11 protein-coding genes are annotated in these 13,969 nt (G+C 45.3%); all 11 read right to left on the bottom strand.

Annotated elements, in window-relative coordinates; translation table 11 throughout:
• Nucleotides 1-33: 33 nt before the first annotated feature.
• Entirely contained in the window at nt 34-3,498 is a 3,465-nt protein-coding gene (gene dnaE, locus ACGHAV_RS08320; protein ID WP_390378997.1) for a DNA polymerase III subunit alpha, read from the bottom strand.
• 4 nt (nt 3,499-3,502) lie between these two features.
• Nucleotides 3,503-4,075, bottom strand: coding sequence for a ribonuclease HII (gene rnhB, locus ACGHAV_RS08315; RefSeq protein WP_390378994.1), 573 nt, complete (start codon nt 4,073-4,075; stop codon nt 3,503-3,505).
• Entirely contained in the window at nt 4,068-5,216 is a 1,149-nt protein-coding gene (gene lpxB / locus ACGHAV_RS08310) for a lipid-A-disaccharide synthase (protein ID WP_390378991.1), read from the bottom strand. Before lpxB ends, rnhB begins: the two co-directional genes overlap by 8 nt.
• 2 nt (nt 5,217-5,218) lie before the next feature.
• The gene (gene lpxA / locus ACGHAV_RS08305) at nt 5,219-5,989 is read right to left on the bottom strand and encodes an acyl-ACP--UDP-N-acetylglucosamine O-acyltransferase (RefSeq protein WP_334012691.1); all 771 of its coding nucleotides are present in this window, start codon (nt 5,987-5,989) and stop codon (nt 5,219-5,221) included.
• A 1-nt stretch (nt 5,990) separates the two neighbouring features.
• On the bottom strand, nt 5,991-6,440 hold the full coding sequence (gene fabZ, locus ACGHAV_RS08300; protein WP_334012690.1) for a 3-hydroxyacyl-ACP dehydratase FabZ: 450 nt from the start codon (nt 6,438-6,440) through the stop codon (nt 5,991-5,993).
• A 173-nt stretch (nt 6,441-6,613) separates the two neighbouring features.
• Nucleotides 6,614-7,129, bottom strand: coding sequence for an OmpH family outer membrane protein (locus ACGHAV_RS08295; RefSeq protein WP_334012689.1), 516 nt, complete (start codon nt 7,127-7,129; stop codon nt 6,614-6,616).
• A gap of 60 nt (nt 7,130-7,189) precedes the next feature.
• Nucleotides 7,190-9,673, bottom strand: a complete 2,484-nt coding sequence (gene bamA, locus ACGHAV_RS08290; RefSeq protein ID WP_334012688.1) for an outer membrane protein assembly factor BamA — start codon at nt 9,671-9,673, stop codon at nt 7,190-7,192.
• A 59-nt stretch (nt 9,674-9,732) separates the two neighbouring features.
• A complete protein-coding gene (gene rseP / locus ACGHAV_RS08285; protein WP_390378986.1) occupies nt 9,733-11,085 on the bottom strand; it encodes a sigma E protease regulator RseP in 1,353 nt (450 codons plus the stop codon).
• Nucleotides 11,079-12,266, bottom strand: a complete 1,188-nt coding sequence (gene ispC / locus ACGHAV_RS08280; protein ID WP_390378983.1) for a 1-deoxy-D-xylulose-5-phosphate reductoisomerase — start codon at nt 12,264-12,266, stop codon at nt 11,079-11,081. The genes rseP and ispC overlap by 7 nt, the downstream gene beginning before the upstream one ends.
• Complete coding sequence (locus ACGHAV_RS08275; protein WP_334012683.1) at nt 12,266-13,129, bottom strand: phosphatidate cytidylyltransferase; 864 nt, start codon at nt 13,127-13,129, stop codon at nt 12,266-12,268. Before ACGHAV_RS08275 ends, ispC begins: the two co-directional genes overlap by 1 nt.
• A 54-nt stretch (nt 13,130-13,183) precedes the next feature.
• The gene (gene uppS, locus ACGHAV_RS08270) at nt 13,184-13,966 is read right to left on the bottom strand and encodes a polyprenyl diphosphate synthase (RefSeq protein WP_390378980.1); all 783 of its coding nucleotides are present in this window, start codon (nt 13,964-13,966) and stop codon (nt 13,184-13,186) included.
• Nucleotides 13,967-13,969: the final 3 nt, after the last annotated feature.

Here is a 13,969-nt window from a genome sequence, read left to right as displayed (position 1 = left end):
ACGCGAGATGTCCAATCTATCGAACTCTGACCGCTAATGGTAGAGTATAGAAACGGCTTTTTCTCCCAAACACTGTTTGAGGTCGTGTAAGAGCTGATCTTCCGGTGTAACATACCATTTTGCTCCGCATGCGAGTGTAACTTCTGCATCGGGATGTGTCACAGCCAGCTGAACAGGGCAACTTCCACCATTAAATGCCTGCAGGATAGATTGCATCTGACTCATTTTCTTTGGTTCAAGCAACTGGGTATCTATGTTTAGCGCCAGCGCTCTCGCGTTTTTCTCTCGTGCCTGAACAATGTCCATTACATCACGGGCGGTGATTGTATTGCCCCCAGAGAAATCATCAAAGCTGACCTGTCCCTTTATAAGCAAAATTCTGTCGTTTTCTAGCACACTTTCGAACTGTTCGTACATATCGGGGAAGAAACGTACGTCTATTCTTGCACTCTTATCATCCAGTGTCACTATGGCCCAGCGACGGCCACGCTTGTTTGTCATTACGCGGACGCCAAGTACTAAACCCACCGCGCTTGCCATTTGATCTTTATTAGTAGGCTTCAAATCTACTAAGCGACCATCTGTATAGTAGCGAAGCTCATCGGCATACTGGTTTATTGGGTGGCCGGTTAAATATAAGCCCAGCGTGTCTTTTTCACCCTCTAACCATACTTTTTCTGGCCACTCAGGTACATCCGCAAACGCTTGTTTCACATCTTCGGGCTCGGTGGTTAATAGTCCAAACATATCAGACTGACCAAACGATTCAGCCTTCGCGTGTTGACCTGCTGCAGCAAGCGCTTCAGGAAGGCTCGCCATTAGCGTGGCACGGTGCGGGCCTAAGTTGTCCATCGCGCCGGCGAGCACTAGCTTTTCCAATACCCGTTTATTAACGCGCTTAATGTCTATTTTTGCACAAAAATCGAAAAGGTCTTTAAACGCACCTTGCGTTTCTCGCGCTTCAATTATGGCTTCAATTGGACCTTCACCCACACCTTTAATGGCACCGATACCGTAAACAATGCGCCCTTCGCTATCTACCGTGAACTTGTACTTACCCGCATTTAAGTCTGGCGGTAAAATTTCAATACCCATGCGTTCGCATTCATCTACAAGGGTTACAATTTTATCGGTGTTGTCCATATCAGCCGACATTACCGCCGCCATGAACTCAGCCGGATAATGTACTTTTAGCCATAGTGTTTGATAAGACACCAATGCATAAGCAGCCGAGTGAGATTTGTTAAAGCCGTAACCTGCAAACTTTTCTACCAAGTCGAAAATTTTCATCGCCAAATCTGGGTCGATGTTATTTCCCTTAGCACCATCGGCGAACGTACCACGTTGCTTAGCCATCTCTTCTGGCTTTTTCTTACCCATTGCACGACGAAGTAAGTCAGCGCCACCAAGCGAGTAGCCCGCCATTTCTTGGGCTATCTGCATTACCTGTTCCTGATACAAGATAATGCCGTAGGTAGGCTCTAGAATTTCTTGCAAACACTCGTGCTGGTATTCAGCATCTGGGTACGATATTTCTTCACGTCCGTGCTTACGGTCGATAAAGTTATCTACCATGCCTGATTGCAGTGGCCCAGGCCGGAATAGCGCTACCAGTGCGATAATATCTTCAAAACAGTCTGGCTTAAGGCGCTTGATAAGCTCTTTCATGCCGCGAGATTCAAGCTGGAATACTGCGGTGGTTTCTGCGTTTTGTAAGGTTCTGAAACTTTTCGGATCTTCTAAAGGAATAGCACTGATATCTACATCAACGCTCTTCCCTTCTTTGATCATATCAATAGCCCACTGAATAATGGTGAGCGTTCTGAGGCCTAGGAAGTCGAATTTTACCAAGCCCGCAGTTTCAACGTCGTTCTTATCAAATTGCGTTACCGGGTTTTTACCTTCGTCATCGCAATAAAGTGGCGAGAAATCAGTAATGGTAGTTGGCGCTATTACAACACCACCGGCGTGTTTACCTGCGTTTCGCGTTACCCCTTCTAGAATGCGCGCCATATCAATAAGGTCTTTTACTTCCTCATCGCTATCGTAAACTTCGGGTAGCTGTGGCTCTGCGGCGAACGCTTTTTCAAGCGTCATGCCTGGGTCAGGTGGAATAAGTTTAGAAATTCTGTCTACAAAACCGTAAGGGTGGCCTAATACTCGACCTACATCGCGCACAACCGCTTTTGCTGCCATCGTACCAAAGGTTATGATTTGCGATACCGCCTGACGACCGTAAAGTTCAGCAACGTGGTCGATAACCTCGTCTCGTCTATCCATACAGAAGTCGACGTCGAAGTCGGGCATTGATACACGTTCGGGGTTTAAGAATCGCTCGAATAGCAGGTCAAACTCTAGTGGGTCAAGGTCGGTAATTTTTAGCGCATAAGCCACCAACGAGCCCGCACCAGAACCACGGCCAGGGCCTACTGGAATACCGTTATCCTTACTCCATTGAATGAATTCCATTACGATAAGGAAGTAACCTGGGAAACCCATTTGGTTAATTACTTCTAGCTCTACACGTAAGCGGTCATCGTATTCCGGTCGCTTCTTTTTTCTTGTATTTTCATCGGGAAATAAGAACTCAAGGCGTTCTTCTAAGCCTTCTTCCGACACTTTAACTAAGAAGTCTTCCGTGGTCATACCACCGGTTGGAAACTGGGGCAGGAAGTATTCATTTAATCGAACCGTAACGTTACAGCGCTTTGCTATTTCAACGGTATTTTCTATTGCTTCTGGAATATCGCTGAACAGCTCAATCATTTCATCAGCAGTGCGCAAGTATTGCTGGTCGCTGTAGCGTTTAGGGCGACGGCTATCATCTAGGGTGTAACCATCGTGAATACATACGCGAATTTCGTGCGCATCAAACCCTTCTTGGTTAATAAAACAGACTTCGTTGGTTGCTACTACAGGTAATCCTTGAGCTTCAGCAAGCTCTACAGCCAAGTGAAGGTAATCTTCCTCACCTGCTCTTCCGGTACGAATAAGCTCTAAATAAAAACGGTCTGGAAAATGGGTTTGATAGAATGCTAAGGCACCCTCAAGAATTTTGGCGTTATTCTTCATTAGACCCACGCCAATATCACCGTGCTGTGCACCCGAAAGCACAATAACCCCTTCACTGTGTTCAGCAAGCCACTCTTGATCTATGACAGCTCGATGTGACAAATGCCCACGAAGGTATGCTTTAGATATAAGAATGGTTATGTTCTTATAGCCTTCGTTGTTCATCGCTAGAAGTGTTAGCCTAAAGGGTTCGTCGCCAAAAATATCGTTGGTTACCCAGAAATCAGTACCGATAATGGGTTTAATGCCTAAGTTATGCGCCTCGGAATAAAACTTCACCAAACCACACATATTCATTTGATCAGTAATTGCCACAGCGGGCATTTCCAGGGCCGACACTTTGCTCAATATAGGCTTAACTTTATTAAGCCCATCCATCATTGAGAAGTCGCTATGAACGCGTAAATGAATAAATGGCGATGACATGATGTTATTTCTCTTCAAGTAACGCTTTAACGGGTTTGAAACTCTTACGATAGCAATCTAACACACCAAATTCAGCAATGGCTTCAAAATGTGCTTTTGTGGGGTAACCTTTGTGACCGGCAAAGTTATACTGCGGATAGGCTTCGTGCAAAGTGAGCATATCACTGTCTCGCTCAACTTTAGCAATAATAGATGCTGCAGAAATTTCCGCATGTAAGCTATCGCCTTTTACCACGGCTTCAGCATTGTAACGCCATTGTGGAACACGGTTGCCATCTACACGCACAAAGTCAGGAGTAACAGCTAAACCATCCACTGCGCGGGTCATGGCAAGCATGGTTGCGTGAAGAATATTAAGCTCGTCAATTTCTTGGGGACTTGCACGTCCAATATTCCAATACAAGGCTTTTTCTTTTATTTCAGAGGCAAGGGCTGTACGCTTTTTCTCACTCAACTTTTTTGAGTCGGTAAGCCCTTCAATAGGATTGGCTGGGTCAAGTATTACGGCAGCGGTAACAACATCACCCACTAATGGACCGCGCCCAACTTCGTCTACTCCGGCAATTAAATTATGCAAACAATTCCTCCACGACGGCTTTTGCAGCTGTTTTATCAGCATTGCATTTTAGCGTATGGTGGAGGTCGGTGAAACGGGAAATAAGGGCTGAATTGTCACTTTCGAAGAAGTTAAGAAGTTGACTGCTCATATTATCGGCATTCACTTCTTCTTGTAGTAGTTCGGGAATAATCGCCTCGTTTGCCAACAAATTTGGCAAGGTAAAGAAGGGCGCTTTGTATAAGCGCTGCATTATTTTATAGGTTAATGGCGCTAGCTTGTAAGCAGCCACCATTGGCCTTTTACACAGCATTGCTTCAAGTGTAGCGGTGCCCGACGCCAATAGGATAACGTCGCTCGCTATCATGGCATCTCGCGCTGTTCCCTGAGTTACGGTGATCGGCAAGCGCTGCTCTGCATTGTTGGCATCTTTAAGTAAACTCTGAATTTGCTCAAGACGATGTACGTTCGCCGCAGGAATAACAAAATGAATGTCAGGCCGCTGCTTATGAATAAGCTCAATAGTGTCGAGAAAAACGGGAAGTAAGGTATCAACTTCGCCTCGTCTAGAGCCAGGCAACACAGCTAATACTCTACTGTCTTGGTTAAGTCCAAGGGCTAAACGTGAAGCGCTTTGGTCGGGTTCAAGGGCGATAGAATCAGCCATTGTGTGACCCACAAAGGTGTAAGGCACATTGTATTTGTCGTACACCTGCTGTTCAAAAGGAAACAGGCCTAATACGCGATTAGCGGCTTTTGCGATTTTGTGGATACGCTTTTCACGCCACGCCCAAACGGTGGGACTAACGTAATGCATCGTTTTAATACCCTTAGCCTTGAGTGCCTTTTCAACACGCAGATTAAAGTCGGGGGCATCAATACCTACAAAAATATCTGGGGGGTTTTTCTCAAACTGTGCAAGAAGCTGCTTTTTTACTTTTAAGATGGCGGGAAGATGAGACAGTACTTCAACCAATCCCATCACCGATAAAGTTTCCATATCAAATAAACTATGAAAACCTTGCTCAATCATATGCTGGCCACCAATACCCTCGATAATTGCATCAGGGTATTGACGTCTTAATTCAGCCACCATGCCGGCTGCAAGAACATCGCCAGAGGGCTCTCCGGCAACCATGCCGATTCTTAATGGCTTTGTCATGACTAGCGGATAATGCCTCGCTCTGCATTTTTCAAGAAGGTTACCATGCGTTCAACGCCTGGATATTGAGCTGCAGGCTCAGCAAGCTTTGCTAGCGCTTCATCAATGGTATTGCCTTCACGATAAATCGCTTTGTACGCGCGTTTTATCGCCATCACTTCATCTTTAGCAAAGCCGCGACGCTTTAACCCTTCCGAATTAATACCCTGCGGAATATTTTTCTGGCCACTTACCATTACGAATGGTGGTACATCGCGAAGAATAATGCCGCCTGCGCCCAAGAAGGCGTGCGCGCCAATTTTACAAAACTGATGAATGCCAACAGCACCGCCCACAATAACGAAATCGTCCATGTGAACATGCCCTGCTACCGCAACATTGTTGGCAATAATAATATCGTCGCCCAACACACAGTCGTGTGCAATATGTGCATTTGCCATGAATAAGCCTCTAGAGCCTATAATGGTAATGCTATTGTCTTGAACAGTACCTCGATGCACAGTGACACCTTCACGAAACTCATTATCATCACCGATAACCAGCTCGGTAGGTTCGCCCGCGTATTTCTTGTCTTGGCAATCTTCACCAATAGAAGAAAATTGATAAAACTTGTTATTTTTACCAATACGCGTGGGGCCGCGCACCACCACATGTGATTTCAGTATACAACCGTCGCCAATGGTGACGTTGTCGTCTACCACACAAAATGGGCCTATGGTGACGTTGTCACCAATGATTGCAGTTTCAGAAACTACAGCAGAAGGATGGATCACGTTATGCTATCTCTCTCATCGCACACATAAATTCTGCACTGCATGCTATGTCGCCATCGACGCTTGCAGTACCTTTAAATTTCCAAATCCCTCTGCGTTCTTTCACCAAAGCCACGTCAAACTCTAAGCGATCACCCGGTACAACCGGACGCTTGAAGCGCGCATTATCAATCCCTGCATATAAATATAGCTTATCGTTTTTGCCCATGGTTTTAAAACCTAGCACACCCGCAGCCTGCGCCATCGCTTCTAGGATAAGCACACCTGGAAAGATTGGCTGTTCAGGAAAGTGGCCCATAAAGCAAGGTTCATTAATAGTAATGTTTTTATATGCCTTGATAGACTCACCCAGCACATAATCCGTTACACGATCAACCAACAGAAATGGATACCTATGAGGTAACAACGCCAAAATTTCTTGAATTTCGATGGTATTGAGTGAATTGGTCAAAAACTTTCTCCTATACACAAGCATGACCTACAACTGATTTATGGTCAAACTCGCCGTGAAAACTGAAAACGGCGGCAACCATACGCTGTTAAGCGTGAAAAACAAATCAGACCAACACCTTTTGGGTGTTGGTCTGACAAAATAGTTTTTGTACTACCAACCTTGGTAGAAAATTAGTTTGCTTTGCTAACCTGATTTAGTACTTGCTCAGACAGGTCATGCTCTTCTTTAGCAAAAGCAACAGCGCCTGCATTAAGTACTACGTCGTAGCCTTGTTTCGCTGCTACGGTATCAATAGCTTGCTTGATAAGACCAAGAAGCTTGTTACGCTCTTCGTTGCTACGACGTTGAATGTTCTGCTGTAAAGGCTGGCCTTTCTTAGAAAGCTCTTCACGAACTGTAAGAATTTTTTGCTCTAGCTCTTTTTTCTCAGCATCGCTCATTGTTGCAGCATCACGCTGAAGGCGCTCTGCATAGAACTGACCGTCGCGCTGAAGTTGATTTACTTCTTCAAGCTGGTCTTTAAATTCAGCCTGAATGGCATTTTGGATTTCAGCAGCCTGAGGCATTGCCTGAAAAATGCCTTGCACATCGACTACGGCAATTTTCTGCTCCGCCATTACAGACGTACTTACTAAAGCGCTACCCAACATTGCACCTGCAACGATATGTTTAACCAACTGTTTCAAAAGGAACTCCTTTTTGCGTCTTTTTTATGAGGCGCGTTTTTCTTGCGCCCATTTTAATATTTAGAAAGTTTGACCGATATTGAAGGTAAAGAATCGTGCGTCGTCACCTTCTCGCTCTGTAATTATTTTAGAGAAACTGAATACCATAGGTCCCATTGGTGAAACCCACTGAACAGAAACACCTGCGGAACTACGATACAGACTCCAATCAGAATAGTCCAACAGCTCATCGCCGAAGCGCTGATTTGGATTAACCTCAAGTTGACTGTAACGGTCGAAATCGAACTCAGTATCCCATACGTTACCGATGTCCACAAACAAACTTGTGCGAACAGAGTTGTCCATTTCTTCTTCAACGAATGGCGTCGGTACAATTAATTCTACCCCACCAAGCGCCATAGCATTACCACCAAGGCTTCGCTGAGACCATGATACGAGTGCGTTGTTAGGGTCGCCAGGGAACACTTCGCCATCAGGGCCGGTTACACCGCCCGTTGTAGCTAGTGAAACGCCTCGCGGACCTACCGTGTTGTTTTCAAAGCCACGTAGTGAATCTGCACCACCAGCAGTAAAGTTTTCAGTGAACGGAAGGATTTGCTCGTTACCGTTAATATCACCGTAACCGTTACCGTAACCTAAACGAATTCGAGTAAGTAATGACCAACGTTGATTACGTGTTAACGGGAAGTACCACTTACCGTCGAATACGCTTTTGAAGTAATTAACGTCAGAGTTTGGTGTAGTGATGCTAAATGAAGCACGCTGCGTTGAACCCGCAGTTGGGAACAAACCGCGGTTTAGCGTTGAACGACTCCAGCTAACGCTTGCTAGAAAACTGCTATAGCTGATAGCTGCATCAGGATCTGCACCATTGGTGAATTGGTTATAAAAACGCTCTGTTTGCTCGAAGAACCCCCTATTGAAAAGTTCTACGTCGCTGTACGTTAGACCAAAGTTGATACGGTTGAATTCGTTAATTGGATAACCAATGTTGGCGCCCAAAGAATAACGCTTCGAGTTGTACTGAATAACGTTAAAGTCGGAACCATCGAATTCACTGTATCCAATTGAACCACCCAAGCTGATGCCATCAATGGTAAAGAATGGATCGTTGTACGTTGCCTGGATCGATTGTTGGAACGCGGTTGTATTCAAGTTAATACCAACTCGTTTACCGGTTCCAAGGAAGTTGTCTTGCTGAATACCCGCTTGCAGGCTTAATCGCGTTCTATCACCATAGCCGATACCAGCATTGAACGACCCAGATGGCTGCTCTTTTACGCTGAAATTAACATCAACTTTGTCTTCAGAGCCAGGAATTCGAATCGTTTCAAACTCCACTTCTTCCATATAAGTTAAACGAGACAACTGGTTTTTTGAAGACTCAAGAAGACCGTTAGATAACCATGTGCCTTCCATTTGACTTACGTTCTGACGAAGCACTTCATCTGCCGTTACTACGTTTCCGTTAAACTTAATACGGTTAACATAGATACGCTTACCTGGGTCTACCGATAGCGTAAGCTTTACCGTTTTGTCTTCATCGTTAATATCCGGCACAGTCGTTACCGTTGGGTATGCATATCCAAATCGACCAAGATATTTACTGATAAACTCTTCTGTGTACGTCACTTCCGCTTGGTTATAAAGCTCGCCAGACGTAAGCGGCAACACGCGTTCTATATATTCTTCGTGACCCAGAACATCACCCACCAACTCAACTTCAGAGATAGTGTACTGTTCACCTTCTGACACGTTCATCGCAATATAAATGCCTGACTTCTCAGGTGTCATTGACACTTGAGTAGAGTCAACATTAAAGCGCAGATAACCTCTGTCTAAATAGAAATTACGTAACGTTTCCATGTCACCTTGCAATGTTTGCTGCTGGTAACGGGTTTCTGAAAGGAAATCCCACCATGGCGTGTCGTACTGAAGCTCAAAGGCCTCCATAAGCTCAGCGTCAGAGAAAAGGTTATTACCAACAATGTTGATCTGCTCAATCGCTGCCGCGTCACCTTCTTCAAACAGAAGTTTAAGGTCTACACGGTTACGTGGTAATGGCGTAATAATTGCCGTTACATCGGCGTTGTATTTACCAATGCTGTAGAAGAAATCTTTTAAGCCGTTTTCGATTGACGTTAATACGGTTTTATCAAGCGGCTCACCCAGTCTTACACCATTGCCATCTAAGCTCTCTTGAAGCTGTTCATCTTTGATGTCGTCATTGCCTTCAAAGATGATATTACTGATGGTCGGACGCTCAGCTACGCGAACAACTAGCGTATTGCCATCACGCAGAATTTCTACGTTCTCAAAGTGAGTAGATGAGTAAAGCGAACGAATAAGTTGCGTTACCCTAAATGTATTTAGCTCGTCGCCAACTTGTACGGGCAAGTATGTTAACGCTGCACCAAGTGCAACACGTTGCAAGCCTTCTACACGAATATCTTCAACAACGAACTCACTGTCTTGCGCCGCAGCATTGGCAAAGCTAGCACTGGAAAGAATGGCTCCGGCTGCTACTAACTGTTTTAACTTCATCTATTTTTCTTTTCCTGGCCGCGTTTTTATATTTACTGTTTTGTACTTCCTGATTTCAATCAGGTTATGCGAGCAATATCGTTAATAATAGCGATACCCATAATCGTAAACAGAAGCACGCCACCTATTCTGTATCCCCACTCCTGAACCGCCTCGGGCACAGGTTTGCCAGTGATCAACTCTGCGGTATAAAACATCAGATGACCACCATCAAGCATGGGCAAGGGTAATAAATTTATAATGCCTAAATTCACGCTAATTAAGGCTAGAAAACTCAAGAAATAGGCAAGCCCGTAACCAGCACTTGTTCCCGCTCCTTGAGCTATTGAGATAGGCCCGCTTAAGTTCTTCACCGATACATCGCCGGTTACTAGCTTTCCTATCATCTCGACACTAAGTGTCATAAGACGCCATGTTTTATCAAGCGCCTTTGTTATTGCCTCTATAATGCCATATTGATGTGTAAACACATACCCCTGTGGCCAAGGCTCAAACGTTGGGCTTACGCCAAGATAACCACTTTGCCCTTGTGGCGTATCACGGCGCGCTATCGTGGCACGTAGCGTTTGTAGTTGTCCATCCCTTTCAACATCTAATGCAATTGTTTGCCCAGGGTTGTCTACAATGTAATCAACCAGTGCATTCCACGATGCTAATGCGTTACCGTCTAACGCGACTAACTTGTCTCCAGGTTGAAGACCTGCTTGCGCTGCAGCACTCCCCTCTCCAACAAATCCTACTGTTAGTGTTGGGTCAGGTCTAAACGGTGTAAGCCCCAAGCTGCTTAATGGAGACTCGATATCTGGGTCAAAGTTCCAACCATTCAATGTAAATGTCAGCTCTTTTTCGACATTTGATGCATTTTTAACCATTACTACTGCAGTTTCACTGCCTATGTTAGAAACCACCTCTAGATTAACGGCTTCCCAATCAGGTGTGCTGCGACTGCCTACTTTAATAATTTCATCGCCAGGCTGAATACCCGCAAGTGCTGCAATACTTTGAGGTTCAACCTCTTTTACTACAGGCTTTACGGTTTCAAGACCTACCAAATACATTAGCCACAATGCAAAAAAGGCAAAGATAAAATTAACACCTGGCCCAGCAGCAATAATTGCCATACGCTGCAACACGGGCTTATTGTTAAATGCCTTGTCCGCTTTGTCAGCCGGCACGTCGTCAATACGTTCATCCAACATGCGAACATAGCCACCTAGTGGGATAATAGCGATCACGTATTCCGTACCCGACTTACTTAACTTGCGCCATATGGGCTTTCCAAAACCAATTGAAAATCGCTCAACCTGAACACCGCAGCGACGCGCTACATAAAAGTGTCCCCACTCATGAACAGCAACTAAAATACCAAGGGCAATAATGAAAGCGCCCAAACTCCAAAAGAATGCTAGCACTGGAATTTACCTCGAATGATTTCGTTAGCTTTCGTTCTTGCTAGTGTGTCTTGCTCGACAATTTGTTGTATTGAATTTACAGATACCGATGCCAAAGCATTTAATGTGGCGTCGTTCACATCTGCAATATCACAAAACTTAATATTGCCTAACAGAAAGTGCTCTACTGCCACTTCATTAGCCGCGTTTAAACGCGTTGTAGCACATTGACCTTCGCGACAAGCATCAATAGCCAACTTAAGGTTTGGGTAGCGCTCAAAACATGGGGTTTGAAATGTGAAGTCAGAAACCGCTGCAAAGTCGAGCGGCGAAACGCCAGCATCGATACGCTCTGGATAAGCCAAGCCATGCGCAATGGGCGTGCGCATATCTGGGTTCCCCATCTGCGCAATCACAGAACCATCAACGTATTGAACCATCGAGTGAATAATACTTTGAGGGTGAATAACCACATCGATATCATCTGCACCTGCGCCAAACAGCCAGCATGCTTCAATAAACTCAAGCCCTTTGTTCATCATAGTGGCAGAGTCGATAGTAATTTTTCTTCCCATGGACCAATTTGGATGAGTGCTCGCCTCATCAATAGTTATGGCCTTGAAGGTGTCGAGAGCACGAGAGCGAAAAGGTCCACCAGATCCTGTCAGCAGAATTTTATGTATACCCGACGAGGCAAAGTCGCCATATTGATAGTCATGCGGTAAGCACTGGAAAATAGCGTTATGTTCGCTGTCTATAGGAAGTAGCGTGGCACCACTTTGATTGGCGGCCTCAATAAAGAGCGCGCCAGACATGACAAGGGCTTCTTTGTTGGCTAACAGTACCCGTTTGCCTGCTTTCACGGCTGCAAGGGTTGGTAATAACCCAGCCGCTCCAACAATGGCCGCCATAACAGAATCGACTTCAGGCGCACTAGCTACATCTTCAAGTGCCTGTTGGCCACACAATACTTCTGCGGCAACCCCCATTTGCTTAGCGATGTCACAAGCGTCTTGATAAAGCGATTCATCGGCAACCACAACATAGCGCGGTGCAAATTTAAGCGCCTGTTCCATCAAAAGTGTAAGCTGTGAGTTCCCTGTTATCGCGAAAATGCGATATTTTTCAGGGTGTCGACTTATAACGTCTAGTGTATTACAACCAATGGAGCCTGTGGCTCCTAACACTGTTACTGTTTGCATTACGCCATCCACGTTACATAACAAAACGCGAAAACAGGGAATGCCGCAGTTAAGCTGTCAATACGGTCTAAAACGCCGCCGTGACCTGGAAGGATCTTACCGCTGTCTTTAATTCCTGCACAACGCTTAAGCATGCTTTCATTCAAATCGCCAAGCGCTGACACAGCAACTGTGACGCCACCAATGGCAAGGTGCAACCAAATGCGTGAAGGTTCAACCTGATAGTGCAAAGCAGCAAACGCAATAATAGCAAAAGAAGCGGCAATACCGCCAAGAAGCCCTTCTAGGCTTTTTCCTGGTGATACATTAGGACGTAGTTTGTGGCGACCAAATTTAACGCCTACAAAAAACGCACCTATATCAGCAGCCCAAACTATACCCAGCACGTAAAACATCAGTGACGCGCCATAGAAAGGGTCAACATCATGCAAACTAGTACGTAGCGCAACAACCGCCACCCATGTTGGAATAAGCGTTAACGCACCAAAAATAGTTCTTACACTTTTACTATCTCGCCAAAATTTTGAGTACTTTGGATAAGCAAGCACCATAAATAAAGACGCTATCCACCAGAAAACAGAGAGCGTTAAAATGGCGCGATAAAGGCCGTGCAACTGGCCTTGATACCATATGGTTTCAGCATCGACAATGAACGAGAGTAAAATACAGAAGAGAAAGGCGCCGGCCATGTAGAGAAGCTTTTTAGGACGTTCGCAAACACCTGACATATTTGCCCATTCATAGGCACCAATGCCTACAACGCCAGCAATGGCAATTTCGAACCAAAAAATGGGGAGAAATAAAATAGCGTAAAGCGCCAACGGCGCAAGAATTAATGCAGTTATTATTCGTTGTTTTAGCATAGTTTGCCCTTGGCTAGTGTTACCAGGGCAAGCCTGATAATTGCCTGCATGGTCTTAACCATCGGCTGTGACAACCTGTTCACCGGTAAGGCCGAATCGGCGTTGGCGAACTTTGAAATCGTCTACGGCTTGTTGAAACACATCTTCGTTGAAGTCGGGCCATAGTACGTCGGTAAAATAGAGTTCGGCGTACGCACATTGCCACAACAAGAAGTTGCTGATGCGATGTTCACCACCGGTTCGGATGAGAAGATCGAGTTCTGGCAACTCGGCTGTAGACGTCAACGAGTTAAACAACTCTTCGTTTATGTCAGCCTCTTTGACTTCGCCCGTTTTCACTTGTGCTGCAAGCTGCTTAGCTGCATTTACGATATCCCAACGGCCGCCGTAATTTGCTGCAATGTTCAGCACAAGTTCGCTGTTGTCCTTCGTCATTTCTTCTACTTTGTGAATTTTTTCGACAAGTTTTGCATCGAAACCATTCACATCGCCAATGACTTTTAATCGCACGCCGTTCTTATTTAGCTTTTTGGCTTCACTGTTTAACACTAGGTTGAACAGCTCCATCAATACACTAACCTCCTCTTCTGGGCGCTTCCAGTTTTCACTAGAGAAAGCAAACAGCGTTAGCGATTCAATATTGTTTTGACGCGCGAAGCGAACTACTGCGCGCACAGAATCAACACCGGCCTTATGGCCAAATGTACGAATTTTCCCTTTCTTTTGCGCCCAACGACCGTTGCCATCCATGATAATAGCAACGTGCTTAGGGCCAGCAGCTTCCGCTGGCGCCTTCGCTTCAGTTGGTTTGGTCGCGTTAAACAACTTTCCAATCATACT

This window comes from Alteromonas sp. MTD1, from assembly GCF_042848195.1.
Classification (GTDB): domain Bacteria; phylum Pseudomonadota; class Gammaproteobacteria; order Enterobacterales; family Alteromonadaceae; genus Alteromonas.
Note: the sequence above shows the minus strand (reverse complement) of the source record. Positions and strands in the feature narration are given on the sequence as shown.